Source organism: Streptomyces sp. NBC_00252 (genome assembly GCF_036187565.1).
In the GTDB taxonomy this organism is placed as follows: domain Bacteria; phylum Actinomycetota; class Actinomycetes; order Streptomycetales; family Streptomycetaceae; genus Streptomyces.
Map to the genome: position 1 here is coordinate 176,976 of NZ_CP108087.1, position 26,057 is coordinate 203,032.

Sequence of the window (26,057 nt, forward strand, 5' to 3'; positions counted from 1 at the left end):
CCGCTATGCGCACACCTGTCCACCTTCCCCTGCCCAGACGGGAACGCAGCCTCATCGGCGCGGGAGCGCGCCGTCGTCGCACGTCCATCGCATTCGCCGCCCTGTTCGCGTCGATCGTGGCCGTCGTCCTCCCCACGACCACGGCGCACGCCGCGAACACCTCTGTCACCGTGGACTTCGCCACCGCCGGCGGCGCCCCCACCTATCACGCCTCCGGCATGATCTACGGGATGACTCCGGCCGGCTCGCTGCCGCAGGACCACTTCTTCACCGACATCAAGTGGCACTTCATGCGAGCCGGCGGTGCCCAGCTCAACAGCGGCGGCTACGCCACGAGCCTCGCCGACTACCAGACCCGCTGGGCCTCCGCTCTCGCCCAGTACAAGCGCACCGCGGCCCTCGGCGGCACCTTCGTCCTCCTCCCGCACGACCTGTGGGGCGCCGACGGCACCACCAGCCAGGGCTGGCCCGGCGACAACGGAGACTGGACCCAGTTCGACGCCTTCGTCACCCAGCTCGTCAGTGACGTCAAGGCCAACAACATGACGGTCCAGTGGGACCTGTGGAACGAGCCCGACGGCAGCGGCTTCTGGGGCGCGTCCCAGACGCAGTACCTCCAGATGTGGTCGCGCTTCTACACCAGGATCCGCGCCGCGTTCCCCACCCAGCTCATCGTCGGCCCGAGCACGGCCGGCCAGCCGAACTCCTCCAACAACTGGTGGACGACGTATCTGGCCTACGTGAAGGCGAACAACGTCGCCCCCGACATCTACAGCTGGCACGACGAACCCGGAGACCCCGTCACCGACGTCGGACGCGCCAACTCCACGCTCGCCGCTGCCGGGTTGACCAACACCCGGGCGTACCAGATCAACGAGTACGCCACCCCGTCCATGCAGTCCCCGGGCGGCGGCGCCTGGTTCATCGGCCGCCTGGAACGGGCCGGCGCCGACGGCCTGCGCGGCAACTGGGCCTCCGGGACCGCCCTGCACGACAACGAGGCCGGCCTGCTCACCAAGAACAGCGCGGGCCAGTACCTGCCGCTCGGCGAGTGGTTCATGTACCGCTACTACGGCTCCCAGACCGGCAACATCGTCAACCTGGTCCCGGGCACCGGCACCGACGGCCTGGCCACCAAGGACAACATCGCGAAGAACGCCAAGATCCTGCTCGGCAGCAGCGGCAACACCGGCACCGTCACCGTCAACCTGACCGGCCTGAACACCACCTCGGTGGTCGAAAGCGGCAAGGTGCGCGCCGTGCTCCAGCGCGTCCCCTACGACAACGGCGGCGCCGTGACCGGTCCCGTCACCGTCTCCGACCAGACCCTGACCGTCAGCGGCAACGCGGCCTCCGTGAACGTGCCCTACGCCAGCGCCAAGGACGGCTACACGCTCACCCTGCTTCCGCCGTCCAGCACCACCGTCTCCACGGTCGCCGTGAGCGAGAACAGCGGCCAGTGCCTGGACGACACCAACATCAGCACCGCCAACGGCACCCAGTACCAGCAGTACTACTGCGAGGGCGGCTACCAGCAGATGCTCGATTTCAAGCCGGTCAGCGGCAAACCCAACACGTATACCGTGGTCAACGAGTTGAGCGGCAAATGCCTCGATGTCTCCGGGGCGTCCACCGCCGACGGTGCCGCTGTCCAGCAGTGGACGTGCAACGGCGGCACCAACCAGCAGTTCACCCTCAACCCGGTCACCGCGCTCGGCAACAGTCAGGACTATCAACTGGTCGCCGTCCACAGCGGTAAGTGCGTCGACGTCAGCAACGTCTCGACCACTGCCGGAGCGCAGATCCACCAGTGGACCTGTGACACCGCGAGCGCGTTGACCACCAAGAAGAACCAGATCTGGCGCCTGCTCGGCAAGAGCTGACCACCAGCGGATCCCGCTGGTTTCCCGGCCACGCCGACAGACACAGACCCCGCTCCCACCTGCGGGACCTCGTGAGAGGGCCACGGCACCCGGTCCTGGCCCTCTCCACATGCCTTCCAGAGTCCCCGGCTCCGACTACCGTGCGGGCGCCGGGGACTCTGGCACCGCGGAAACCGACAGCCCGTGCCTGTGGGCGGTCGGAGCAGCCACGGCTGAACGAGTCGAGCCGCATGTCCTCCGGGCCGGGGCGACTTCGGTGACATCGAGGTCGAGCGCGCCCTGTTGTGCCGGAGGCGGGCAAGCCGGTCAGCGCTCCAGGAATCGCGCCTTGTGCTCGGTGCCGTCAGCTGGCTCATACGGCCCGAGGAAGGACGACTCCGGCACAGTGTCGGGAGAGCGGCTGGGGAGGTTCTCGTCGCTCGGGGAGGCTCCGGGGAGTTTGAGCGGCACAAACCGGTACACCTGCGAAAGACGCCGAAAGTCACGGCCCCGCAGTTCGTCCCAGGGAACCCCCGTAGTCGCGACGGCCGGCCGAGCACACGGGCAAATGCCACACGTGCGGATCCGCATTCCGCGCCGGGTCGGTTCGGCGGACGGCGGCGGTCAGCTGGGAGCCGCCGTCACGTCCGGGTTGCCGTAGTGGGCGTCCGGGCCGTGCTTGCGGGTGTAGTGGCGGGCCAGCCGATGCGGGGCAGCGGGGACCGGCCCAGGGTGTTGATGGCCATGTCTGCCACGGCCTCGCAGATGATCGCGTGCTGAACGCGGCGACGGCGGCAATGTACGGCTGCCTGACGGTATGTCAGGTAGTCGGCACCGTCGGGTCGGAGGACGGACCACGTGTCCGGTCCTGTGACCCAAGTGGGCCGGGAAGAGCGGTCGTTCGGCCTGCGGCACTCACGTGCGAGGCCACCCGGACGTTCGGGGACCCGCAGCCGGATGGTCGGCTGTCACGCTAAGAGGTCCTAACAGAAGCCGTTGATCATGTGACTTTCGGCTTGGTTGGTCGTTGGTCTGGTCGTGGGAAACATCAGTCGCGGCCGTGGATCGTGTCGGATGAACTGTGGTCGCTCATCGAGCCGTTGCTGCCCGAGCCGGGCCCGAAGCTGGTCGAGGGCAGGCCGCGGGTGCCGGACCGTCAGGCGCTGTGCGGGATCCTGTTCGTGCTGCACACCGGCATCCAGTGGGAGTACCTGCCCCAAGAGCTGGGTTTCGGCTCCGGCATGACGTGCTGGCGGCGCCTGGCCGCGTGGAACGAGGCCGGCGTGTGGGACGCACTGCACCTGGTGCTGCTGAAGAAGCTGCGGGCCGCGAAGAAGCTGGACTGGTCGCGGGCGGTGATCGACTCCTCCCACGTGCGGGCCGCTCGGCGCGGCCCAAAAGCGGGCCCAGCCCGGTCGACCGCGCACGTCCGGGCAGCAAGCACCACGTCCTGACCGACGCCCAGGGCATCCCACTCGCGGTGTCACTGACCGGCGGAAACCGCAACGACGTCACCCAGTTGCTGCCCCTGCTCGACAAGGTCCCGGCCGTAGCCGGCGTCGTCGGCCGCCCCAGACACCGACCCGACGCACTCCTCGCCGACCGCGGCTACGACCACGACAAGTACCGGCGCCTGCTCTGGGCCCGCGGCATCCGCCCGGTCATCGCCGAACGAGGCACGGAACACGGCTCCGGCCTCGGCATCTTCCGTTACGTGGTCGAGCGCACCATCGCCTGGCTGCACGGCTTCCGCCGCCTGCGGATCCGCTGGGAACGACGCGACGACATCCACGAAGCCTTCCTCGGCCTCGCCACCTGCCTCATCACCCACCGCCACGTCCAACGCCTTTGTTAGGACCTCTAAGGGGAGGCGGCTCATCTCGTTTCCTCTTCTCTTGGCAGGCCGGTGGTGCGACCGAGGCGCCGGTCATGGCCGGGGGCGGGTCGCCGACGTGCGCACCACAAGACTGGGTGGGATGACGATGTGGGGTCTTTCCTCGGCCGCCGGGAGGCCCGCCTCCGGGTCACCGACGATCTCGATCAGAGCACGCAGGGCACGCCGGCCGAGTTCGTCGAAGTCCTGACGGACGCTGGTCAGTGACGGGCCGAAGTACTCGGTCTCCGGCATGTCGTCGAATCCGACGACGCTGATGTCCTCGGGCACCCGGCGACCGGCCTGTTGAACAGCCCGCAGCAGGCCGAGGGCCATGTGGTCGTTGGCGCAGAACACCGCGGTGACTTCGGGGTCGGCGGCGATCCGTTGACCGACCTCGAATCCGGTACGGGACGTCCAGTCGGCGCCGCCCAGCGGTTCGACCACCGGAGCACCCCGCTTTTCCAGGGTGCGGCGCCAACCTGCCTCGCGCTCCTGCGCGTCGAGCCAGGAACGCGGCCCGACCACGTGGTGCACGGTGCGATGGCCGAGGTCGAGCAGATAGGAGGTGGCGAGTTCGGCACCCGCCTCGTTGTCCACGGCGACCGAGGCGAGCTTGGCGTGGGTGCCGCAGCCGACCGCGACCAGCGGCACGTCCGACGGCACGCTCGCCAGCGCTCCGACGGCGGAGGTCTGCGGCGCGATCACGATGATCCCCTCGACACCCTGGTCCCGAAGCCGGTCGACGGCGTCCAGCACCGAACGGCGATCGAGCGTGCCGACCGCGGCCACGACGACGAAGTACTCGTGCTGCCTGGCCGCCTGCTCGATGCCGTAGAGCATGCTGGCCGGCCCGTACAGCGTGGTGTTGAAGCTGATCACACCCAGGGTGCGGGTGCGTCGGGTGGCCAGGTTGCGGGCGGCGGCGTTGGGGCGGTAGCCGAGTTCACGGACTGCGGCGAGCACACGGTCACGGGTGGCGGACCGTACGTTCGGGTGGTCGTTGAGGACCCGCGAAACGGTCTGGTGCGAGACCCCCGCGATCCGGGCCACATCCGCCATCACCGGTGCGCGTTCCCCGTCCATCCTCCGCCTCCTCACGTGCTGCCGTGTTTCCGATCGGCTGCTTCCCGGCCGGAACCAGCCTGCCGTGGAGAATTGTTAGCGCACACATTCCGGAGGGGTCAAGGATCACAACTGTTCGCTTCCGGATGCTTCGGACAGCGTTGTCATGCACCCTCCAACCGCCTTGACCTGGCAGATCTTTGTCGAGAAAAGCCCCGCTCCACCGTGACCGCAGACCATCCCCCACGGAATCCAGGGCATTCGTTTCCACACTCTTGACCGTCCCCCACTGTTGACCGCCCATTCATCCCCGCGTAAAAAGGCGGAGTCGCGAGACCGGTCGATCACCGTCGGCCGTACGAGGTCGGCCCATGCACAACGTCCCGGTTCCAGGCCGGGTCAGCCTTTCCGGCATGCAGTCATCACGCTCGGCAGCCGTGCGCGAACAGAGGAACACGCAGGCCGCCAACACCCCCGTCCCCCATGGAGCCCGGATGAGTGACGGCATCCGGGAATCTCGATTGTTAGCGCTCACATTCTCCCGCCGAGCGGGACGGCGACGCCCCGCTCAGCGCCGACGCCGTGTCCCGGCGGCAGCTCCCGGCATGCGGACCACCGCATACCGGCCCTCCCCCGCTCGCTGCGCAGGCGACGCCGGGCCCGAGAAGAACGCGACACGGAAGAGGTTCACAGTGATAGCAAGGCATCTGAGAGGGCTCCGACTGAGGGTGGTCGGCGCGGTCCTCGCACTTGCCGCCGGCATCGCGGTCGGAGCCATCGGCACCGCGGGCACCGCCCAGGCGGCCTCGTCCCTGCCGTGTGACATCCACACCTCCGCCGGCACCCCCTGCGCCGCGGCGCGCAGCACCACGCGAGCCCTCTACGCCTCCTACGCCGGCGCTCTCTACCAGGTCAGGCGTGCCTCGGATTCCGCCACCACCGACATCGGCGTCCTCAGCACCGGCGGCTATGCCAACTCCGCGGCACAGGACTCTCAGCAGTGGGGTGGCATCGCCTCCTGACCGGAGAACCGACCCGCCGATGGTCCGCCGGCCTCCCCGACGGCTGACCATCGGCCCGTCCCGGCCGTCGATCCCAGGACGAGCACACACCACCCGCCCCCACTCGCTCGGAACCCACCGCAGAGAGGCACTCACCACTCCTCCCCCGTTCAGCGCCTCCCCTCACCGCGCTCGATCCGCTTCGCAAAGGAACTCCCGCATGCCTTCAGAAACCGGACTGCCCCGCAGAACCGTCCTCACAGCCCTCGGTGCCGCCTCCCTGGCCGGAACCTTCGCCGCCGCGCCGGCACAGGCCGCCGGACGTTCCGGCACCTCGGCGGACGCCACCGCCTCGGACCTGCCCGCCGCAGCCGCGCACTGGACCTTCGACGAAGGCTCCGGATCCTCCGCCGCCGACTCGTCCGGCAACGCTCACACCGTCGCGCTCCAGGGCGCGGCCGCCTGGGGCACCGGCAAGATCGGCGCCCACAGCCTGAGCCTCACCGCGGGCGGCAACGCCTCGGCCACCGGGCCCGCCCTCGACACCTCCGAGGCGTTCTCGGTGGCCGCCTGGGTGAACCTCAGTCAGCTGGGCGGCTACCAGACCGCCGTCAGTATCGACGGCCAGGTCGTCAGCGCCTTCTACCTCGGGCTGCGCGACGACACCGGCACCTTCGCCTTCGCCCGGCTCGCCTCGGACGCCACACAGGGTGCCGCCGTCGCGGCAGCCGCCTCCGCGCCCACCACCGGCACGTGGACCCACCTCGTCGGAGTCAGCGACCCGCCGGCCGGCGTCACCCGCCTCTACGTCAACGGCGTGCTGGAGGGTGAGAGCGACTACACCGCGGGCTGGGCAGGAACCGGCGACACCGCCATCGGCCGCGCCCTCTACGGCGGGGGGCACGTCGACCAGTGGCACGGTCTGATCGACGACGTGCGGATGTTCCCGACCGCCCTCACCTCAGACCAGGTCGCGACGCTGGCCGGGGTTCCGGTGGAGTCCACGACACCGTTGCTGAGCGTGGACGTCGCCAACCCGGCGCACGCAGTGTCCCCCATCCTTCCCGGCCTGATGTTCGAGGACATCAACCACTCCGGCGAGGGCGGCATCTACGCCGAACTGGTACAGAACCGCACGATGATGGCCAGCGACACCTCAGCCGTCCACTGGTCCGCCGTCGGCGGGACAACCCTCGCGCTGGACACCACCACCCCCCTCAACGACGCCCTCAACCGCTCCCTCAAGGTCGCACTGCCGAGCGGTACCAGGGCCGGCAACCGGGCCGGAGTGGCCAACGACGGATTCTGGGGTATCCCCGTGCGCCCCCGAACCACCTATACCGCGCGGCTGTTCGTCAAGGCGTCACACCGGATCGGCCCTCTCAGCGTGGCCCTCGAGTCGGCGGACGGCTCGACGGTGTACGCCTCCGCACGACTGCACCACGTCGGCACCGACTTCCCGGACCGTCCCTTCGAACTCACCCTGCGCACCGGTCCGCGCACTCCGGTGGTCGGCGACGCAAGGCTGACCGTGACCACCGACGACCCGTCCGCCGCGGGCGCGACCCTCTGGCTCCAGTACGTCTCCCTCTTCCCGCCCACCTACAACAACCGCCCCAACGGCCTGCGTATCGACCTGATGGAGAAACTGGTCGCTCTGAAGCCGAAGTTCCTGCGTTTCCCCGGCGGCAACTTCCTTGAGGGCAACACCATCGCAACACGCTTCAACTGGAAGAACACCATCGGTCCGGCCTGGGAACGCCCCGGCCACATGGATGACGCCTGGGGTTACTGGTCCACGGATGGGCTCGGACTCCTCGAATACCTGCACTGGGTCGAGGACATGCACGCCCAGCCGGTCCTCGCCGTCTTCGCCGGCTACACGCTGAAAGGCGAGCACGTCACCGGCGACGCTCTCACGCCGTACGTACAGGACGCCCTCGACGAGATCGAGTATGTCACCGGCCCGGTCACCAGCACCTGGGGCGCGAAGCGCGCGGCCGACGGCCATCCGAAGCCGTTCCCGCTGGAGTTCGTGGAGATCGGCAACGAGGACTGGTTCGACTCCTCCGGGTCCTACGACGAGCGGTTCGCAGCCTTCTACGACGCGATCAAGGCGAAGTACCCGCACCTGAAGCTGATCGCCACGGCGACAGTGACAAGCCGCACACCCGACCTGATCGACGAGCACTACTACCTCGCGCCGTCCGCCGCCCAGGCCGCCACCCACAAGTACGACAACCGGGACCGTGCCTCGACCAAGGTCTTCGTCGGGGAGTGGGCCGCGCAGGAGGGGCGCCCCACGCCCGACCTCAACGCCGCGCTGGGCGACGCCGCGTGGTTGGCCGGGCTGATCCGCAACTCCGACCAGGTCCTCATGGAGTGCTACGCCCCGCTCTTCTCCCACGTCAAGAACAACGTCTGGGCGACCAACCTGATCGCCTACGACAACCTCACCAGCTATGTGTCACCCAGCTACTGGGCGCAGCAAATGCTGACGAGCAGGCTGGGCAGAACGGTACTGCCGGCCAACACACGTGCGTTGCCCGTCATCGCCACGGTCGCCACCCGCGCGGGAAACCGTCTCTACCTGGCGGTCGTCAACTCCGGAACGGAGAAGGTGAACCTACCGGTCGAACTGAAGGGCCTGCCGAAGGGCGTGAAGAAGAACGCCACCGTCACGGTCCTGACCGGCCCTTCGCGCACCGCCACCAACACACTGACCGAACCCACCACACTGATCCCCAGAACCAGCACCGTCATCGGCGCGGCAGCGGCCTTCACCAGCACCCTGCCGCCGCTCTCCGTCACGGTCCTGGAACTCGTCCTGACCTGACATCCGCCCACCCGCCCCGCGACCCGCCCTGCCCGTCCGCCCATCCCGGGCGGGCACGGCGAGTCGGGCCGTAGGACGAGTTCCGGGCCTCACTGCCGACGAGGCGCTCACGGAACTCTTCCCGTTGGTCAAGAAGGTAACGACGACGCGCCGCTACGCATTAACTCCAGGAACTGGCCGGCAAGGAGTGAGGGACGTCAACTTCACCCCGGTCCTCTGGGCCGACTTCCAGCACCGGCTCGGAACCGACCGCAAGACAGTGCACCGCGTCGTTCGCCTCATGGGCGAGATCCAGCACGATCCGTTCGACGGCATCCGCATCTCCAACCGGCGCCCGCATCCTGGCCGTCGTGGGCGACGGCAGCGCGTTCCCCACCGCTGCCCAGCTGGCCTCCTACGCCGGCCTGGCTCTCTCGGTCTTCCGCTCGGGCAGCGCCATCCGAGGCGAAAGACCACCACGCGGAGGCAACAAACCCCTTACACGGGCCCTCTTCCTGGCCTCGTTCGCCTCGCTGAGCAGCCCCGACTCCCGCGCCTACTACGACAGGAAACGCGGCTGAGGCAAACGCCGAACGCCGCCCTGATCTGCCTCACCCGCAGCAGGATCGACGTCCTGCACGCCATGCTCGAACGCCGCGCCGCCTACCAGCCGACACACGAACAGGCCGCCTAACCAAATCCGCACACCTCGACCAAACAGATAAGAGCACCCCCCGGAGCATTCCGCTCACGAGGGGGTAGTCGGGTCAGTGTCGGGCGAACTGGGCCCGTGTGGCCTGCACGACGTCAGGCCGCACCGCGATCCCGTTCACGGTCAGTCGTTCTCCGTAGATGTCGGTGAGCCTGATCGCGCCTCCGCACCCGCTGCCGTCTGGAGAAAGGAAGTAGTTGTAGTCGGTGCGGGCCAGTTGGCGCCAGCCGCCGCCGACGCGGACCTCCAGCCGAGCAAGCGGGTTGCGATGACCTATCGCCTGAATACCGCACCAGTAGGGGCTGGACCCGGTCTTGTAACGGATCGAGATCGTGCCCGACATGTCGGAGCTCAACAGGCTCCAGGTGATCGCGAGCCGACCGGTCGAGACGGGAGCCAATTTGGCGAAGGCCTGTTCGCTGAGGTCGAGTTGACCGGGTGCACAGGGCAGCGGGCATTCGTTGGTGATCCGGACCGTGACAGAGGCGCCGTTCGCCGCGTGAACGCGGATGTAAGCTCCGCACGCCCTGGACGTCTCGTAGTCGGTGGTGTTCATCGCCGCGATCATCATGTCGCTGCTCGGACCGTACGAGCAGGCGCCGTCCCCGACCCCGGCCTTGTAAACCGTGGCCACTCCCGGGTAGCCGACCTGGGGCCGGATCCGCCCGGCCAGCGAGGTCGTGACCGGAGCCTTCCGCGGGGAGACCGATGACGGCGCAGCCGGCCTGGACGGGGAAGCCTTCGGAGTCGTCGAACCGGCCGACGGTGTCACGGAGGTCGTTGAGGTCGCGGACGGGGACGCCGAGGACGGCTTGCGCCCTGGCGAGGCCGACGCGAAGGTCCCCTGGGAGTTGGCGACGGCCGTGGCCACGGCCGGTCCTGCGTCCTCCTTGCGGTCTGGTTGCATTGTCATGACCAGGCAGACGAGAAGTCCTGTGACGATCAGTCCCGTGGTGGTGCCCACCATCAGTCGGCGTCTGCGCCTGCGCTCCCGCGCCGCCTGACGTGTTGTCTCCTGCATGTCCATCCGTTCGAAAGAGCGAGCCACTGTTGCACTGCTCAGTGGCCACAGGCGGCGCAAAGGTTGCCGTCGACTTTTCGGCCGCCGGGTACCGACACATGAGCAGCCCGTCAGAAGTGCCAGGCACGGTCTTTGTGGTTCCCGTGCTCCCTCTCTTGGATCCTCAGATGGGAGCGCTGCCTGCTGTGGGCGCGGGTCGCTGTCTCTGCGGCTTGACACTGTCAGGTAAGGCGGGGTGAGCGGGCAGCCTGGTGGGACTCGGCCGTGACGAGCGGCCCATGGCTCCGGAAGAGGATCCGCTCCCCGTCGACGCGCTCCAGGTGGCCGGTCGGCCGCTCGCATCCCGCGCGGTCACCGCCAAGGACTCTTCCGCACGCATCAGCTGAATTCCAACGCCGGGGCCCGTGCGATGGGGTAGGGAAACCGGCGCCGGCCACGGAGATGTCTGAGCGAGCAACTCCGCAGCCTCGGGCCGCACTTGCTTCACGGTAGAGCTGCCCCATCGGAATACCACACCCCGGGAGAACGCCACTTCCGGGACCGCACTCACCGCGACGGAGAACCGCAGCAGCTACTCGTCGAGCGCGGCGATGAACATCCGGGAGCCGGGTGGAGCGATCTGCCGGTAGTCGCGGCCCGTAGCCCGTCCCTCCTCGGAGCCGAGCGCGGCTTCCAGGGACTCCATGTCCGTGAAATACAGCTCCGCGACTCGGTGGAACGTCTGCCCACCGCCGTCGGCGGCTCCGGCGACGCGTGCGGACTCCCATCGCTGGAGGCCTGGAACCGCCTCCACGAGGGGTGCGTGGACTCCCAGGTAATGTTCGTCGAAGGCGTCGCCGTCGACGGGCCGCGTGTACAGCACCATCAGCTTCACGGTCATGCGCTGTCTCCTGCGGACGTGAGGTTCCTCGTGGGGAGGTCGGCGAGCGCATCGCGTTCGAGCACGGCGGATGCCGCGACGAGTCCGCCCGTCACCGCGCCGCTGACGCCGGCCGCAGCGACGTCCTGGCCGCTGAGGAACAGGCCGGGCACCGTGGTGTGGGCGCTCAGACCCCGCTGGGCAAAGCGTTCGGGAGTGTGCGCCAGCGACATGAAGTCACCGTGGGTCCGGCCGAGGAAGTGATTGAAGCTGAGCGGCGTGGCCAGCTCCATGTGATCGATCTTGCCTTCCGCCTTGGGATAGAACCGCAGAACCTGGTCGAGCAGTTCCTGGCTCAGTCGTTGCTTGAGCTGCTCGTACTCCGGTCCGCGACGCATCCAGGCGCTGTCCGCGAAGGGCTCGAACAGGGACCAGGTCGTCACCCCGGCGATGTCGATCGTGCTCCGCCCGGGGTAGCGGTCGTCCCAGAGCGGATCCTTGGTCGAGGGAGCGGTCAGGAAGTACGACGGCATCGGGCGGTGCTGGGGATCCGCCTCGTAGGCGGCGAACTGGGCATCGATGCCCGGTCCCTGGTGTGCCCAGATGTTGGACGCCTGCAGGCCCAGCTGGTCGGCCGGCTCCTTGAGCCCGATGTTGAGGACGACCCAGGTGAGCGAGGGGCCTATCGCGCGGCACGCCTGAACGAGGCCGTCATCGCGTTTCGCTTCGGCGGGCAGCAGACGGGTGAGGGTGTTCAGGGCGCCGGCATCGCTGATCACTACCGGCGCGTGGAACACCCGGCCGTCGGCCATCGTGACACCACCGGACCGCCCCTCGTCGTCGAGCAGCACGGAGGCGACTTCGGCGGCGATGAGGACCTCTCCGCCCGCGTCCCGGATCACCTCACTGATGGTCTCGGCCAGTCGGCCCGATCCGCCGACCGGGTAGTTGGCGCCGTCGATGTAGTGCCGGATGAGCATGGCGTGGATGCCGAACGAGGCGCGCCCCGGGGTCAGCGAGTAGTCACCGTAGTGACCGCACAGGACGGTCTTGAGCTCCTCGTTGTCGGTGAGTTCCGAAACGATGTCCGTCGCCGTGCGGTCGGAGAAGGCGCGAAACGGTGCGCACATCACCTCGTAGAGCTCGTCGGCGGCCGGCTGCGGCAGACTGCGCTGCGCGAAGAAGTTCTTGGCCGTCCGGTTGGCCGAGAAGACCAGTTCCACGTAGCGGCTGATCGCCTCGGCGTCGTCCGGGAAGTACCGGGTCATGCGCTCCTTGAACCGCTCGGCGCCCGACGGGAACTCGTACTCGCGGTCGCCGACGACGATCCGGTTGTAGACGTCGGGCATCGGGGCCCACTGGAGGTTGCCGCCGGTGATGTGGTCGAAGATCCGGCGCAGCCCGCTGTTGGGACGGTGCACCTCGCCCATGTAGTGCAGTCCGGCGTCCCACTCGTAACCGGCCCTGCGGAAGGTCTGGGTGGCTCCGCCGGCCGTCGAATGCCGCTCCAGTACAAGAACCCGTTGTCCGGCCCGGGCGAGGAGGCCGGCGGTGGTGAGGCCGCCGATCCCGGACCCGATGACGATCGCGTCCCATGACATACCGGCATTGCTCCGGTGGTAGCTCTGTCCGACGCTCATCTGCGCCACCCTCCTTGGCTGAGTCCGCATAACCGTACTCAGCTCAAGGGTGAGTGTAAAGTGCAGGCGGTGAGGGGCCTGTAGGCAGGCTCCGACCTGGGGAGAGGCACGTGGCTGACGCATCAGAAGGATCGGGCCCGACGGGCGGTCCACCTCCGTGGAACCGTGATTCCTGGGACATCGAGCCCGACTCGATCGCCCTCGCCCTGGAGGTCCTCAACCCCCGTGCGGCCGGCAAGATCATGAAGGAAGCCTTCTACGGCACGCGGCGTTTCGAGGACTTCCAGCGTCGGTGCGAGCTGAGCCGGACCGTTCTCTCGACGCGGTTGCGTGACCTCGTGGCCATCGGCGTGCTCGAGAAAAGGCCCTACCGCGAGCCCGGTGCCCGCGAGCGGGACGAGTACCGGCTCACCGACAAAGGACTCAGCCTCGCTCCCACCCTGGTCGCTCTCAACTCCTGGGCCGAACGCTGGCTTGCCGACGCGCCCGGACCCACGGTCACGCTGGTCCATCGCGACTGCGGTGCACCGGTCCACGCGGTCATCGCCTGCGCCTCCGGTCACGAAATCGCCGCCGTCCGCGACATCGCCGCGACGCCCGGCCCCGGAGCCCGGCCGGCCCGGCCCGGCGCAGCGGATGCCCCCGGCCCGGCCGACGGACCGTGACATCCGCATCGCTTTGCTGCCTGCGGCAGTTCCGGCTACACGCTGACGATCCGCCACTGCTCCCGAGCGGCGTTGGTGTATGTGTACTGGTTGATGTTGGCCCCGTCGGCGGTGGAAGCGCCGTCCACGTTGAGTGAAAGACCGCTGAGCCGGTTGGTGAGGAAGTAGTAGCCGTCACCGGTGGGCGTCAGGGCCCAGTGCTGCTGGGGAACGTTGGCATCGGCCCAAATGCCGACGTTTCCGCCGTCGACGCGGGAGAGCCCTGCGACCTCCATGAGCTTGCCGCTGTTGACGTTGCGGACCTTGAAGTAGCCGTCGCCGGTGCTCACGAAGGTCCATTTCTGGGCCGTGTTGTCCAGCCAGGGCCACTGCTGGATGTTGGCGCCGTTGGCGGTGCCGAAGTTGTACACGGCGGCCACCTCTCCGCTGTTGCGGTTGACCAGCTTGTAGACGGTCGAGTCGCCGGGGAACGTGCTGGTGACCAGGGCGGGTCTGGCCGACCGGCCGCCTATCCTGACGCCGCCGATGTTCGCGTAGCCGCCGGTGGCGGCATCGACCTGGATGCGCACGAAACCGACGTTGCGGTTCGTCCACTCCACCAGCTTGGTCGTCTGGTTGCCGCTCCAGGTGCCGGTGGCGGCTTGCGTGAAGGTGACGCCGTCCGTGCTGGTGTAGATGGTGTACGACGTGATGTCGCCGTCGGTGGTGTCGGACCGGTTCCACTGTTTGGGCAGGTATTCCAGGGTGGAGACGTTGCTCCAGACCCCGCCCAGGTCGATCGTGATCGACTGTGGCAGCGACAGACTCCAGGTGGACCAGCAGGTCTCGAAGGATTTGTCGCTGAGACCGTCGATGGCGTTGAGCGGGCCCTCGCCGGTGTGGAAGGCGGTGGCGTAGGCATTGACCGGGTTGACCGGGTGCTCGCAGCGCAGTTGCTGGGCCGGCAGCGGGGCCCGGGAGGTGTTCGGGCTCCAGGCGGCGCCGACGCCAGCCAGGCGGCTGACGATGTTGGTGTCCAGTACGCCGTCGCGGTTGGGCGGGCAGTTGAGGATGAAGGAGGTGTACTTCGGTTCCAGGTCCGCGAGATGGGACAGGACCGACGCCTGGCTCATCGGGTCGGTGGTAGGCGTGGAAGGGTGCCAGAACCAGCCGTTGCTGATCGTCTGCCCCTGCAGGGAGGCGTAGGTGTTGCCGGCCGGCGAGGTGACACCGAGCGGCTCTTCGAAGTAGATCGCGTCGCCGAGCCAGGGCTGCGAGAGCCCGCCGTGGTCGATCATGACGATGTTCGGCTGCAGCAACTTCACGTGTTCGCGGATCCGCTGGTAGGAGACGGCCTGCTGGCCCATCTGCCAGGCGTAGCCGTCGGTGATGAACAGGTCGATGGTGCCGTAGTTCGTCAGCAGCTCGGTGATCTGGTTGAGGATGAAGGTGATGTCCCCCGGCTGGATCTCCTCGGTGGCGGCGACCCCGTGCCGTGTGTCGTAGGCCTGCACGTTGTAGGTGCGGTCCCAGATGGAAAAGTACAGGCCGACCCTGAGGCCCTGAGCGCGGAACGCGGTGACGTAGGCCTGCACGATGTCGTGCTTGTAGGAGCTGTTGGCGACGTTCTGCGTGCCGTAGGCGCTCGGCCACAGGGCAAAACCGTCGTGGTGCTTGGTCGTCAGGACCCCGTAGCTCATCTTCGCGGCGGCGGCCGCAGCCGCCCACTGCGCGCAGTCGACGGCGGTGGGAGCGAACAGCGCGGGACTCTGGTTCGGCGCGGCCCACTCCTCGTTGGTGAACGTGCCCAGGTTGAAGTGGTTGAACATCCCGAACCGCAGGTCGGCCAGATGGGCCAGATTGGTCTGCAGGTCAGCGGCGGAGGCCTCGGCCAGAAGGCCGGAGAAGGCGGGAAGAACGGGCAGGGCGGTCGCTGCTGCCGCAGCACCCGCCGCAGTCAGAAGCGTACGGCGGGACAGTCTTCCTGACGACATGATCTCACTCCTGGTTGGTGCGCTCTATCCCTGACTGGGCTGTAGACGGCGAGAGACGACCGGATGCGCATCGCCCCGTTCTCGCACCTGCAGGCAGTCGGCGAACTCCCAGGTGCTGCGCACGTCAGGTCGAGGGCGGGCGGGGAGGCGGGTCGAACAGCGCCCCAGGCCGGGGGCTCCGGATGTTAACGACGAACGTCGGCCATGCATCCCACGGATGTCAACACCTGTACAGGGATGAAAGACAGGAAACCTAACCCGTTTGCCATAGATTGCACCTTATTAGATGCGCCAGTTGAGCTCAGACATGGCATGTCTGAGCCCCAGCGATCGAGTCAAGGGCTGTCACGGTGCAGCGACTGCGAGGGCAGACATGGGATGGATCACGAGGTAAAAGTCCGCCCCTACAGCCGTTCTCTATGCGCTGCCTGGTTTTTTGTACGAATGGTCGCAGACACCTGGACGCGGAGAAGGGTTCACACCTATAAACATCCCATGTCTATTGGCGACGTCATCCGCCGTTCGCATCTCCGAAACATCGCCCCCGTCCAGTCGTTCCGCGTGAGGAAAGAAGCCATGAGACCCAGAACCGCACTCTGCGCCGTCGTCTCGGCCACGTCCGCCCTGCTGCTGATCAGCGCCTGCAGCGGCGGTTCCGCCTCCACGTCTGCCGGCGGCGCCCCGTTGGTGGGGGTCGACTACCCGCGCTCGGACACCGACTTCTGGAACTCGTACATCAAGTACACGCCGGAGTACGCCAAGGAGTTCGACGTCTCCCTCAAGACCACCAACTCGCAGAACGACGTCGCCAAACTGACCGCAAACGCGCAGACGTTCATCAGCCAGGGCGTCAAGGGCGTGGCGATGGCCCCGCAGGACACCGCCGCCATCGCGCCGACGCTGGCGCAGCTGGCGGCGAAGAAGATCCCGGTCGTCACCGTCGACACCCGCCCGGACAGCGGCAAGGTCTTCATGGTGGTCCGCGCCGACAACCGGGCTTACGGCGAGAAGGCGTGCCAGTACCTGGGCACCAAGCTCGGCGGCAAGGGCAAGGTCGTCATGCTGGAGGGCGGCCTGGACTCCATCAACGGCCGCGACCGCACCGAGGCGTTCAACGACTGCGTGAAGAAGAACTACCCCGGCATCAAGGTGTTCGGCGAGGCCACCAACTGGGACGGCGCCGTCGCCGCGCAGAAGCTCCAGACGGACCTGACCGCGAACCCGGACATCAAGGGCGTCTACATGCAGTCCAGTTTCGCCCTGGCCGGCACCCTCCAGGTCCTCAAGCAGAAGGGCCTGCTGGTCGAGCCGTCGGACAAGAAGCACGTGTTCGTCGTGTCCAACGACGGCATCCCCGAGGAACTGAAGTCCATAGGCGAGGGAAAGATCGACGCCACCGTCTCCCAGCCCGCCGACCTGTACGCCAAGTACGCCCTGTACTACGTCAAGGCCGCGATCGACGGAAAGACGTTCAAGCCCGGCAAGACCGACCACGACAGCACCATCGTCCAGGTCCGCGACGGCCTCCTGGAGGACCAGCTCGCCGCCCCGCTGGTCACCGCCGACGGCGGCATCTACGGGGGCGTGCCCAGCCTCAAGAGCGACGACAAGTCCCTGTGGGGCAACAACCTCAGCTGATGGTTCGTCAGAAGAGCAACGGTCCACGAGCACAAGGCGGTTGAGATGAGCGACGGGGAGCGAGCAGTCACCCCCGCGCCCGCCCCGGCGGACGACGGACGGGCCCCGGCGGACCCGCCCGTCGTCGAGGCGACGGGCATAACCAAACGATTCGGTCCGACAGTCGCCCTGGACGGCGCCCGAATCACCATCAGACCCGGCGAGACCCACGCGCTCGTCGGCCGCAACGGAGCCGGCAAGTCGACCCTGGTCTCCGTCCTCACCGGCCTCCAGGCCCCCGACGAGGGAACCGTCTCCTTCGGCGGCACCCCGGCGCCGCGGCTCACCGACCGCGACGCCTGGCGGCAGCGGGTCGCCTGCGTCTACCAGAAGTCGACGATCATCCCGACGCTGACCGTCGCGGAGAACCTCTTCCTCAACCGGCACCACCACGGACGCAGCCGGCTGATCAGCTGGCAGGGCGTGCGCCGCCGCGCACAGGAGACCTTGTCGACGTGGTCGGTGGACGTGGATCCGCAGACCCCGGCCGGTGAACTGGACGTGGAGCAGCGGCAGTTCGTCGAGATCGCCCGCGCGCTGTCCTTCGGCGCCCGGTTCATCATCCTCGACGAACCCACCGCACAGCTCGACGCGGCCGCCATCAACCGGCTTTTCGGCAGGATCCGCGACCTGCAACGCCAGGGTGTGACCTTCCTGTTCATCAGTCACCACATCCAGGAGATCTACGAGATCTGCGACATGGTGACGGTGTTCCGCGACGCCCGGCACATCCTGACCGCGCCGGTGACCGAACTCCCCCGCACCGAACTCGTCGCCGCCATGACCGGCGAGGCGGCAACCGCCCGGCAGGGGGAACGGGCGAGCACTGTGGACACCGCTGCCACGGTCGCGCTGAACGTCCGGGGGCTGAGCGGCGGAACCTACGGCGAGGTCACCTTCCAGGTGGGGGCGGGCGAGATCGTGGGACTCGCCGGGGCCACGGTGAGCGGTCGTACGGAGGTCGCCGAGACCGTCGTAGGGCTTAGGTCCGCCGACGGCGGCGCGGTGGAGATAGCAGGGCGGCGGCCCCGGCCGGGCAGCGTGCCCGCGGCGCTGGCCGCCGGTGCCGGGTTCGTGCCGCAGGACCGGCACCACCAGGGCTTCGTGCCCGACATGTCGATCGCGGACAACGCCACCCTCTCCGTGCCCCACCGGATCGGCAGGAACGGGTTCCTCAGCAGCCGCACCCGGGACCGGCTCGCCGAGAACATGATCGAGAACCTGGCGATCAAGACCCCTACAGCGGACCTGCCGGTCTCCGCGCTGTCCGGAGGCAACCAGCAGAAGGTCGTCATGGCCCGCGCCCTGGCCGATGACCCCCGGCTGCTGGTGCTGATCAACCCGACCGCGGGCGTGGACGTGCGCTCCAAGGAGTTCCTCCTCGGCAAGGTCGAGGAGACCGCGCAGACCGGCACCGGAGTGCTCATCGCCTCCGACGAGCTCGACGACCTGCGCATGTGCGACCGGGTCCTGGTGATGTTCCAGGGCCGGGTGACGACAGAGATCGCCCGCGGCTGGCACGACCACGACCTCGTGGCCGCGATGGAAGGAGTGGACCTCAATGCCTGAATCCGTTCTCGCGGACAAGCCCGCCTCAGAGGCCGCGCAGCCGGGAACCAAGCCGACCGCGCTGTTCGGCGGCCGGGTGCCGCTGGCCAGGCTGCGTGACCTCGCGCTGGTACCGGCCATCGTGGTGATCGCGGTCGTCGGCCAGATCGTCAGCCCGGTCTTCCTCCAGGCCGACAACCTCATCAACGTGCTGCAGACCATGTCCGAGATCGCGCTGCTGGTCCTCGCCCAGACGATGATCCTGATCGTCAAGAAGATGGACCTCTCGCTGGAGTCCACCATGGGCCTGGCGCCCGGGGTGGCCGCCTGGCTGGTGGTGCCGACCGGTGCGGGACACGGCCTCGGCCTGCTGTCCGGCGCCTGGGCGATTCCCGTCACGCTCGCCGTGGGCGCACTCGTCGGCGTGATCAACGCTGTCCTGATCATCCGCTTCGGCCTCAACGGCTTCATCGTCACCCTGGGCATGCTGATCGTCCTGCGCGGGGTTCTCACGGGCATCTCCGGCGGCCAGACCTTCTTCCAGCTGCCGGAGTCGATGCTCTACCTGGGCACCGCCGAGTGGTTCGGGATACCCGCCTCCATCTGGCTCTGCCTGGCACTGTTCGCGGTGGCCATCGTGGTCCTCGGCTGGACCAGCTTCGGCCGCTCCCTGTACGCCATCGGCGGCAACGTCGACGCCGCGAAGGCGGCCGGCATCCGTACCGACCGGGTGCTGTGGATCGTCATCGTCACCGGCAGCGTGCTCGCCGCCCTCGCCGGACTCCTGCTCTCCGGACGGCTCGCCTCCGTCGCCTCCGCACAGGGCAACGGCTACATCTTCACCGTCATGGCCGCCGCCGTCATCGGCGGGATCAGCCTGAACGGCGGCAAGGGCACCATGTTCGGGGCCTTCAGCGGCATCCTGCTGCTTTTCATGATCCAGAACGTGCTCACCCTGGGCGGCGTGCCCGCGCAGTGGATCGGCGCCCTCAACGGCCTGATCATCCTGGTCGCGCTGATGATCTCGCGCATCACGGGCGGCAAGATCCAGGACTGAGCCGGCGGCCGCCGCCGGATCCACCGTGATCGTGCGGCCCCGACCTCCGCCGCCGTCGTTGCCCCCTCTCGTCGCAGGGTCCACGCCCCTGCCCCCTAGGAGTTGCCATGTCCTCCACCGAGTCCGTCGTATCGGCATCTGCCCGCATCATCGCCCTGGACGTCCTCGACGTGCGCTTCCCGACGTCCGAGCACCTGGACGGCTCGGACGCGATGAACCCCGAACCCGACTACTCCGCCGCCTACGTCGTCCTGCGCACCGACGCCACCGACGGCTTGGAGGGCCACGCCCTGGCCTTCACCACCGGCCGCGGCAACGACGTCCAGGCCGCCGCCATCGCAGCCCTCGCCCCGCACGTCGTCGGCCTCTTGGTCGAAGAGGTCTGCGCCGACCTCGGCGCGTTCTCCCGCTCCCTGGTCCATGATCCCCAACTGCGCTGGCTCGGCCCGGAGAAGGGCGCCATCCACATGGCGACCGGCGCGGTCGTCAACGCCGCCTGGGACCTCGCCGCCAAGCGCGCCGGCAAGCCCGTCTGGCGCTTCCTCGGCGAGATGCCGTCCGAGGAACTGGTCGCCCAGGTCGACTTCCGCTGGCTCAGCGACGCCCTCACCCCCGAAGAGGCCCTGGAGATCCTCCGGCGTGCCGAACCCGGCCGCGAGGCGCGCATCGCCCGCCTCCTGGAGCACGGCTACCCCGCCTACACCACCACCCCCGGCTGGCTCGGCTACTCCGACGAGAAGCTGGTCCGCCTCGCCCGCGAGGCCGTCGCGGACGGCTTCACCCAGATCAAGCTGAAGGTCGGCGCGTCCCTGGAGGACGACGTACGGCGGATGCGCGCGGCCCGTAAGGCGGTCGGGGACGGCATCCGCATCGCTGTCGACGCCAACCAGAGATGGGACGTACAGCCCGCGATCGACTGGATGCGCGAACTGGCCCCCTACGACCCGTACTGGATCGAGGAGCCCACCTCCCCCGACGACATCCTCGGCCACGCGGCCATCCGCAAGGCCCTCAGCCCCATCAAGGTCGCCACCGGCGAACACATCGCCAACCGAGTCGTCTTCAAGCAGCTCCTCCAGGCCGGCGCGGTGGACATCGTGCAGATCGACTCCGCCCGGGTCGGCGGCGTCAACGAGAACATCGCCATCCTGCTGCTCGCCGCGAAGTTCGGCGTGCCGGTCTGCCCGCACGCCGGCGGGGTCGGCCTGTGCGAGATGGTTCAGCACCTGTCGATGTTCGACTACATCGCCGTCTCCGGCACGCTCGAGGATCGCGTCATCGAGTACGTCGACCACCTGCACGAACACTTCGTCGACCCCGTGCGCATCATCGAAGGCCACTACCTCGCCCCCGCCCTGCCCGGGCTGAGCGCGGAAATGCACCCCGAGTCCCTCAAGGAGTACACGTATCCCGACGGGCCGGTCTGGTCCTCCCGTGTCTGACAGCCGACGCCTGGTGGACGCCCACCATCACCTGTGGGACCTGGACCGCCGACGGCAGCCCTGGCTCGACGAGCCCGGCCACGAGCCCATCCGCCGCACGTTCGGCACGGCCGACCTGCGCTCGGCGGCGACCCGGCCGATCGCCGGACGGAAGCCGGCGAGCACGGTGGTCGTCCAGTGCACGGCCTCCCTGTCCGAGACACGGGAACTGCTCGCCCTGGCCGGCGCCGACCCGCTGATCGGCGCGGTCGTCGGCTGGGTGGACCTCGCCTCCCCAGCCGTCGCGGACACGCTCGACAGCCTGCTCGCCGGGCCCGGTGGCCCCTATCTCCGCGCCCTGCGCCACCTCGTACAGAGCGAGTCGGACCCGGCGTGGCTGCAACGGCCTGCCGTGGAAAGGGGGTTGCGGGCTTTGGGCGAGCGCGGACTGGCGTACGACGTCCTGATCCGCAGCCCGCAGTTCGACCAGGCGATCCACTTGGCGGAACGCTTCCCCGCGCTGCCGATCGTCCTCGACCACGCGGGCAAGCCACCCATCGCCCGGGGCGAACTGGGCAACTGGGACAGGCAGTTGCGGACTCTGGCCGCGCACCCTCAGGTGCGCTGCAAGGTCTCGGGTCTGGTCACGGAGGCCGACCGGCAGAACTGGACGACCGAGGACATCCGCCCAGTGTGGGACGTGCTGCTGTCCGCCTTCGGACCCGACCGGCTGATGTTCGGTTCCGACTGGCCGGTCTGTGTCCTCGCGGGCGGCTGGAACCAGTGGGCCGCCACCGTCGAGGACCTGCTCGTCGACTGCTCCACCACCGAGACCTCGGCGATCCTCGCCGACACCGCGACCGCCTTCTACCGCCTGAACCGCACTGCACCGCGAACCTCTGGAAGGAAGGAGGGGACACCGTGCTCCTGACCCGTCTGCTGCACCCGGGGATCCTCGAAGCGCTGGCCGGCGCCGGCCACGGCGCCCGGGTCCTGCTCGCCGACGGCCACTACCCGGCGAGCACCGCGACCGGGGAACGCGCCCGCATCATCCACCTCAACCTGGCGCCCGGCCTGCTGGACGTCACCACCGTGCTCGACGTCCTGCTGAGCGCTCTGCCGGTCGAGTCGGCCCAGGTGATGGTGCCACCCGGGCGCGAACCGGAACCGCCCGCCATTGCGCAGTACCGCGCCCGGCTGGCGCCCGTCCCGGTCGACACACTCGGCCGCTTCGAGTTCTACAACACCGCCCGCTCCCCCGACCTGGCGCTGGCGATCGTCACCGCCGACACCCGTACCTACGCCAACCTGCTGCTGACCATCGGTGTCCGCGCTGAAGGGACCCTGACGCCACGATGACACTCGCCGTCCGTTACCTATCCGCCCGCACCCTGGACACCGCCCTCGCCGAGCCCTCCGCCCCTGGTCCCGGCGAGGTGGAGCTCGCGCCCGCCTATGTCGGCATCTGCGGCACCGACCTGCACATCTTCCACGGCGACATGGACGCCCGGGTGTCCACACCCGCCGTCCTGGGGCACGAGATGTCCGGCCGGATCGTCCGCGTCGGCCCCGGCGTGGACGGCTGGGCGCCCGGGGACGCGGTCACTGTGATGCCGCTGCGCTGGGACGACACCTGCCCGGCCTGCCTCAAAGGCCATCAGCACATCTGCCAGCACCTCGACTTCATCGGCATCGACTCCCCCGGCGCGATGCAGCAGCGCTGGACCGTGCCCACCTCGACGCTCATCCGGCTGCCCGACACCCTTCCCCTGGACCGGGCCGCGCTGGTCGAGCCCACGGCGGTCGCCGTGCACGACGTCGGCCGCGCACAGGTCGCCGAGGGCGAGAAGGTCGTCGTGGTCGGCGGCGGACCCGTCGGCATCCTCATCGCGCTGGTCGCCCGGGCCGCCGGAGCCGACGTACGCATCGCCGAACTGAGCGCCTACCGGCGCGCGCTCGCCGAGGAGTCGGGGCTGACTGCCTGGGATCCGACCATCGACAACGTGGCTGAACTGGTCCGCGAGTGGACCGCGGATGCGGGCGCGGACGTCGCCTTCGAGGTGTCCGGCGCCGCCGCCGGCGTCGACACGGCGGTCGATGTGCTGGGCGTACGCGGCCGGCTGTGCCTGGTGGCCATCCACCCCAGCCCCCGCGAGGTCAGCCTCCACCGCTTCTTCTGGCGCGAACTCGCCCTCGTCGGCGCGCGGTTGTACGACCGTTCCGACTTCGAGAAGGCAGTGGCCCTCGTCGCCGACGGCACGATTCCGGCCGAGCGGCTCATCAGCAAGACCGTCCCGCTCACCGAAGCGCCCGCCGCTTTCCAGGCGCTGGAGGCAGGCGGCGACGTGATGAAGATCCTCGTGGACTGCAGCACTGAGAACGCCCAGGGAGCCGCCGTATGAACGCCTTCGACCTCACCGGGAAACTCGCCGTCGTCACCGGCGCCCGGCGCGGCATCGGCCGGGCCATGGCCCGCGCCCTCGCCGAGGCCGGCGCGGACATCATCGGCGTAAGCGCCAACCTGGAGGAATCCGGCAGCGCGGTGGAGAAGGACGTGCGTGCCGCGGGGCGTACCTTCGAGGCGATCCGCACCGACTTCGCCGACCCCGGAGCCGTACGGTCTCTGGGCGCCGACCTCGCGGGACGCGAGCGGCCAGTCGATATCCTCGTCAACAATGCGGGCACCATCCGCCGCGCCCCCGCCGCCGAACACACCGACGCGGACTGGGAGCTGGTCCTCCAGGTCAACCTCAACGCACAGTTCGCGCTGACCCGCGCGGTGGGCGCGGCGATGATGGCCCGCGGCCGCGGGAAGGTCATCTTCACGGCCTCGCTCCTCAGCTTCCAGGGCGGCATCAACGTCCCCGGCTACACGGCCGCCAAACACGGCATCACCGGACTGACCAAGGCACTGGCCAATGAATGGGCCCCCCACGGCGTCAACGTCAACGCCATCGCCCCCGGCTACATCGCCACCGACAACACGCACGCACTGCAGGTCGATCCGATACGCAGCCGCGCGATCCTCAACCGCATCCCGGCCGGCCGCTGGGGCACCGCCGCCGACCTCACCGGCGCCACCGTTTTCCTCGCCTCCGACGCTGCTGCCTATGTCCACGGCATCGTCCTGCCCGTCGACGGCGGATGGCTGGGCCGATGAGCACCGATCTGGCGTCCGTGCTGGGTGCTCGGATTCTGCCGGTTCTGACCGTGCCCTGCGCCAGGATGGCAGACCCGCTTGCGCAAGCACTCGTGCAGGGCGGTGCGCGGTGTGCCGAGGTCACCTTCCGTACTCCGGAGGCGGAGCAGGTGCTCAAAACCATGGCGGCGCACGGCGGACTGACCGTCGGCGCGGGCACGGTACTCACACCGCAGCAGGCCGAACGGGCCGTGGCCGCCGGGGCCCGCTTCGTCGTGTCGCCCGGGTTCGACGCCGAAGTGGTCGCCACATGCCGGACGTTGGGCGTGCCGGTCCTCCCTGGCATCGCCACCGCCACCGAACTGCTGCGGGCCCTGCGAGCCGGAATCGACACCGTCAAGCTGTTCCCGGCCGCGGTGCTGGGCGGCGTACCGCTGCTCAGTTCCCTGGCAGCGCCGTTCCCCCAAGTGCGTTTCGTACCCACGGGCGGAATCGGCCTCTCCCAGGTGTCCGCCTACCTCGCGCACCCTGCCGTCCTGGCCGTCGGCGGCAGTTGGATGGCGACCGCCGGGCACCTGGAACGGGGCGACTACGAGGGAATCCGACGGCTGACCGCCGAGGCCACGGAGAGGAGCACGCCGTGATCGATGTGGTGGCGCTCGGCGAGGTGATGCTCCGCCTGGACCCGGGCGAGGGACGGATCAGCACCGCCCGCACCTTCCAGGCCTGGGAGGGTGGCGGCGAGTACAACGTCGCACGCGGTCTGCGCCGCTGCTTCGGGTGGCGTGCGGCCGTGGTGACCGCCCTGGCGGACAACGCGGTGGGCCGACTGGTGGAGGACCTGATTCTGCAGGGGGGAGTCGACACCTCGCTGATCCGCTGGGTGCCAGGCGACGGTATCGGCCGCACGGCCCGCAACGGCCTGAACTTCGTCGAACGCGGCTACGGCATCCGCAGCGCACTCGGCGTCAGCGATCGCGCGCACACGGCCGTATCCCAGTTGAAGAAGGGTGACGTGGACTGGGATGCAGTCTTCGCTGCCGGAGTGCGCTGGCTCCACACCGGCGGCATCTTCGCCGGCCTTTCGGACACCACCCTGGACGTCGCGGAGGAGGCCATGACGACGGCCCGCCGCCACGGCGTCACCGTCTCCTACGACCCCAACTACCGCCCCAGCCTCTGGGCCGGCCGGGGCGGCGCCGACGCCGCTCGCGAGGTCGACCTGCGGCTCGCCCGGCAGGCCGACGTGGTGGTGGGTGCCCTGGGCCTGGCCGGAACGTATCCGGGAGAGGCACACATCGGGGGCGACGAAGTGGCGGACGCCCTCACCGAGGTGGCGGGCCTGCTGCCCGAGGCGAGGGTGCTGGCGACGACCCTGCGCGAGGTGCCCACGGCCGGGGTCAACGACTGGGCGTCGGCCGCCTGGTCACCCCAGACCGGCTTCGTCGACGGCCCTCGGATGCCCGGCCTGCACGTCCTGGACCGCATCGGCTCCGGCGACGGTTTCGCCGCCGGCCTCATCCACGGCCTGCTGGCCGGGGAGGAGCGGTCGGGTCAGATAACGACGACCTGCCTCAAGCGGGCCCTCGCCTACGGCACCGCGCACGGCGCGCTCATCATGACCACCCCCGGAGACGTCTCCATGGCCTCCCTCGCCGAGGTCGAAGCCCTCCTGGCCGACGGCTCGGCCGCCGTCAGACGCTGACCTGCCGCCGAGCGGCCCGCGCCA

Annotated in this window: 19 protein-coding genes and 3 pseudogenes; 16 read left to right on the forward strand and 6 right to left on the reverse strand. The window is 68.9% G+C overall.

All coding sequences use genetic code 11. The annotated features are described in order from the left end of the window. Positions 1 to 5: 5 nt before the first annotated feature. The gene (locus OHT77_RS00700; RefSeq protein ID WP_328825906.1) at positions 6 to 1,883 is read left to right on the forward strand and encodes an RICIN domain-containing protein; all 1,878 of its coding nucleotides are present in this window, start codon (positions 6 to 8) and stop codon (positions 1,881 to 1,883) included. A 603-nt stretch (positions 1,884 to 2,486) separates the two neighbouring features. Here the strand turns inward: OHT77_RS00700 and araD are convergent. Further along, positions 2,487 to 2,644, reverse strand: a pseudogene (gene araD / locus OHT77_RS00705) (L-ribulose-5-phosphate 4-epimerase); the annotation flags it as partial. Between the two features lie 282 nt (positions 2,645 to 2,926). On the opposite strand from araD, the gene OHT77_RS00710 reads away from it, so the two are divergent. Continuing rightward, positions 2,927 to 3,717, forward strand: a protein-coding gene (locus tag OHT77_RS00710) for an IS5 family transposase (RefSeq protein ID WP_443048192.1) whose coding sequence is annotated in 2 segments (ribosomal slippage) — positions 2,927 to 3,257 and positions 3,257 to 3,717 — 792 coding nt in all. Because the reading frame shifts where the segments join, the coding sequence is not laid out codon by codon here. A 72-nt stretch (positions 3,718 to 3,789) separates the two neighbouring features. On the opposite strand, the gene OHT77_RS00715 is transcribed toward OHT77_RS00710, so the two are convergent. Next, on the reverse strand, positions 3,790 to 4,821 hold the full coding sequence (locus tag OHT77_RS00715; RefSeq protein WP_328825908.1) for a LacI family DNA-binding transcriptional regulator: 1,032 nt from the start codon (positions 4,819 to 4,821) through the stop codon (positions 3,790 to 3,792). Between the two features lie 671 nt (positions 4,822 to 5,492). Here OHT77_RS00715 and OHT77_RS00720 point away from each other — a divergent pair. From OHT77_RS00720 to OHT77_RS00730, 3 genes and pseudogenes are all read left to right on the forward strand, one after another. Next, positions 5,493 to 5,795: pseudogene (locus OHT77_RS00720) on the forward strand (arabinofuranosidase catalytic domain-containing protein); the annotation flags it as partial. Positions 5,796 to 6,021: 226 nt separating this feature from the next. Next, positions 6,022 to 8,637, forward strand: coding sequence for a LamG-like jellyroll fold domain-containing protein (locus OHT77_RS00725; RefSeq protein ID WP_328825909.1), 2,616 nt, complete (start codon positions 6,022 to 6,024; stop codon positions 8,635 to 8,637). Positions 8,638 to 8,963: 326 nt separating this feature from the next. Further along, positions 8,964 to 9,310: pseudogene (locus tag OHT77_RS00730) on the forward strand (transposase); the annotation flags it as partial. Positions 9,311 to 9,383: 73 nt separating this feature from the next. Here the strand turns inward: OHT77_RS00730 and OHT77_RS00735 are convergent. The 3 genes from OHT77_RS00735 to OHT77_RS00745 all read right to left on the reverse strand — a co-directional run bounded on the left by OHT77_RS00735 (position 9,384) and on the right by OHT77_RS00745 (position 12,848). Continuing rightward, complete coding sequence (locus OHT77_RS00735; RefSeq protein WP_443047875.1) at positions 9,384 to 10,355, reverse strand: expansin EXLX1 family cellulose-binding protein; 972 nt, start codon at positions 10,353 to 10,355, stop codon at positions 9,384 to 9,386. 565 nt (positions 10,356 to 10,920) lie between these two features. Next, positions 10,921 to 11,229: an EthD family reductase gene (locus OHT77_RS00740; protein ID WP_328825911.1), complete on the reverse strand. Its 309-nt coding sequence runs from the start codon at positions 11,227 to 11,229 to the stop codon at positions 10,921 to 10,923. After that, positions 11,226 to 12,848 carry a phytoene desaturase family protein gene (locus tag OHT77_RS00745; protein ID WP_328825913.1) on the reverse strand — a complete coding sequence of 541 codons (1,623 nt, stop codon included), beginning with the start codon at positions 12,846 to 12,848 and terminating at the stop codon, positions 11,226 to 11,228. Before OHT77_RS00745 ends, OHT77_RS00740 begins: the two co-directional genes overlap by 4 nt. A gap of 110 nt (positions 12,849 to 12,958) precedes the next feature. Here OHT77_RS00745 and OHT77_RS00750 point away from each other — a divergent pair, with 110 nt between their 5' ends. Then, positions 12,959 to 13,513, forward strand: coding sequence for a winged helix-turn-helix transcriptional regulator (locus tag OHT77_RS00750; RefSeq protein WP_328825915.1), 555 nt, complete (start codon positions 12,959 to 12,961; stop codon positions 13,511 to 13,513). Positions 13,514 to 13,548: 35 nt separating this feature from the next. Here the strand turns inward: OHT77_RS00750 and OHT77_RS00755 are convergent, their stop codons facing one another. Beyond that, complete coding sequence (locus OHT77_RS00755) at positions 13,549 to 15,486, reverse strand: alpha-L-fucosidase (protein WP_328825917.1); 1,938 nt, start codon at positions 15,484 to 15,486, stop codon at positions 13,549 to 13,551. Positions 15,487 to 16,062: 576 nt separating this feature from the next. Between OHT77_RS00755 and OHT77_RS00760 the strand changes: the two genes are divergently transcribed. From OHT77_RS00760 to OHT77_RS00805, 10 genes are all read left to right on the forward strand, one after another. Then, complete coding sequence (locus OHT77_RS00760; RefSeq protein ID WP_328825918.1) at positions 16,063 to 17,124, forward strand: sugar ABC transporter substrate-binding protein; 1,062 nt, start codon at positions 16,063 to 16,065, stop codon at positions 17,122 to 17,124. Positions 17,125 to 17,169: 45 nt separating this feature from the next. Continuing rightward, positions 17,170 to 18,732, forward strand: coding sequence for a sugar ABC transporter ATP-binding protein (locus OHT77_RS00765; protein ID WP_328825919.1), 1,563 nt, complete (start codon positions 17,170 to 17,172; stop codon positions 18,730 to 18,732). Continuing rightward, positions 18,725 to 19,768 (forward strand): ABC transporter permease, encoded by a 1,044-nt coding sequence (locus OHT77_RS00770; RefSeq protein ID WP_328825920.1) that lies wholly within the window; start codon positions 18,725 to 18,727, stop codon positions 19,766 to 19,768. Before OHT77_RS00765 ends, OHT77_RS00770 begins: the two co-directional genes overlap by 8 nt. A 107-nt stretch (positions 19,769 to 19,875) precedes the next feature. Beyond that, positions 19,876 to 21,210, forward strand: a complete 1,335-nt coding sequence (locus OHT77_RS00775) for an L-fuconate dehydratase (RefSeq protein ID WP_328825921.1) — start codon at positions 19,876 to 19,878, stop codon at positions 21,208 to 21,210. Continuing rightward, complete coding sequence (locus OHT77_RS00780) at positions 21,203 to 22,120, forward strand: amidohydrolase family protein (protein WP_328825922.1); 918 nt, start codon at positions 21,203 to 21,205, stop codon at positions 22,118 to 22,120. The genes OHT77_RS00775 and OHT77_RS00780 overlap by 8 nt, the downstream gene beginning before the upstream one ends. Next, a complete protein-coding gene (locus tag OHT77_RS00785; RefSeq protein WP_328825923.1) occupies positions 22,111 to 22,548 on the forward strand; it encodes an RbsD/FucU family protein in 438 nt (145 codons plus the stop codon). Before OHT77_RS00780 ends, OHT77_RS00785 begins: the two co-directional genes overlap by 10 nt. Then, positions 22,545 to 23,591 (forward strand): zinc-dependent alcohol dehydrogenase, encoded by a 1,047-nt coding sequence (locus OHT77_RS00790; RefSeq protein ID WP_328825924.1) that lies wholly within the window; start codon positions 22,545 to 22,547, stop codon positions 23,589 to 23,591. The genes OHT77_RS00785 and OHT77_RS00790 overlap by 4 nt, the downstream gene beginning before the upstream one ends. Beyond that, positions 23,588 to 24,349, forward strand: a complete 762-nt coding sequence (locus OHT77_RS00795; protein WP_328825926.1) for an SDR family oxidoreductase — start codon at positions 23,588 to 23,590, stop codon at positions 24,347 to 24,349. The genes OHT77_RS00790 and OHT77_RS00795 overlap by 4 nt, the downstream gene beginning before the upstream one ends. Next, positions 24,346 to 24,972, forward strand: coding sequence for a bifunctional 4-hydroxy-2-oxoglutarate aldolase/2-dehydro-3-deoxy-phosphogluconate aldolase (locus OHT77_RS00800; RefSeq protein WP_328825927.1), 627 nt, complete (start codon positions 24,346 to 24,348; stop codon positions 24,970 to 24,972). Before OHT77_RS00795 ends, OHT77_RS00800 begins: the two co-directional genes overlap by 4 nt. After that, positions 24,969 to 26,033, forward strand: coding sequence for a sugar kinase (locus OHT77_RS00805; RefSeq protein ID WP_328825928.1), 1,065 nt, complete (start codon positions 24,969 to 24,971; stop codon positions 26,031 to 26,033). The genes OHT77_RS00800 and OHT77_RS00805 overlap by 4 nt, the downstream gene beginning before the upstream one ends. Positions 26,034 to 26,057 lie beyond the last annotated feature (24 nt).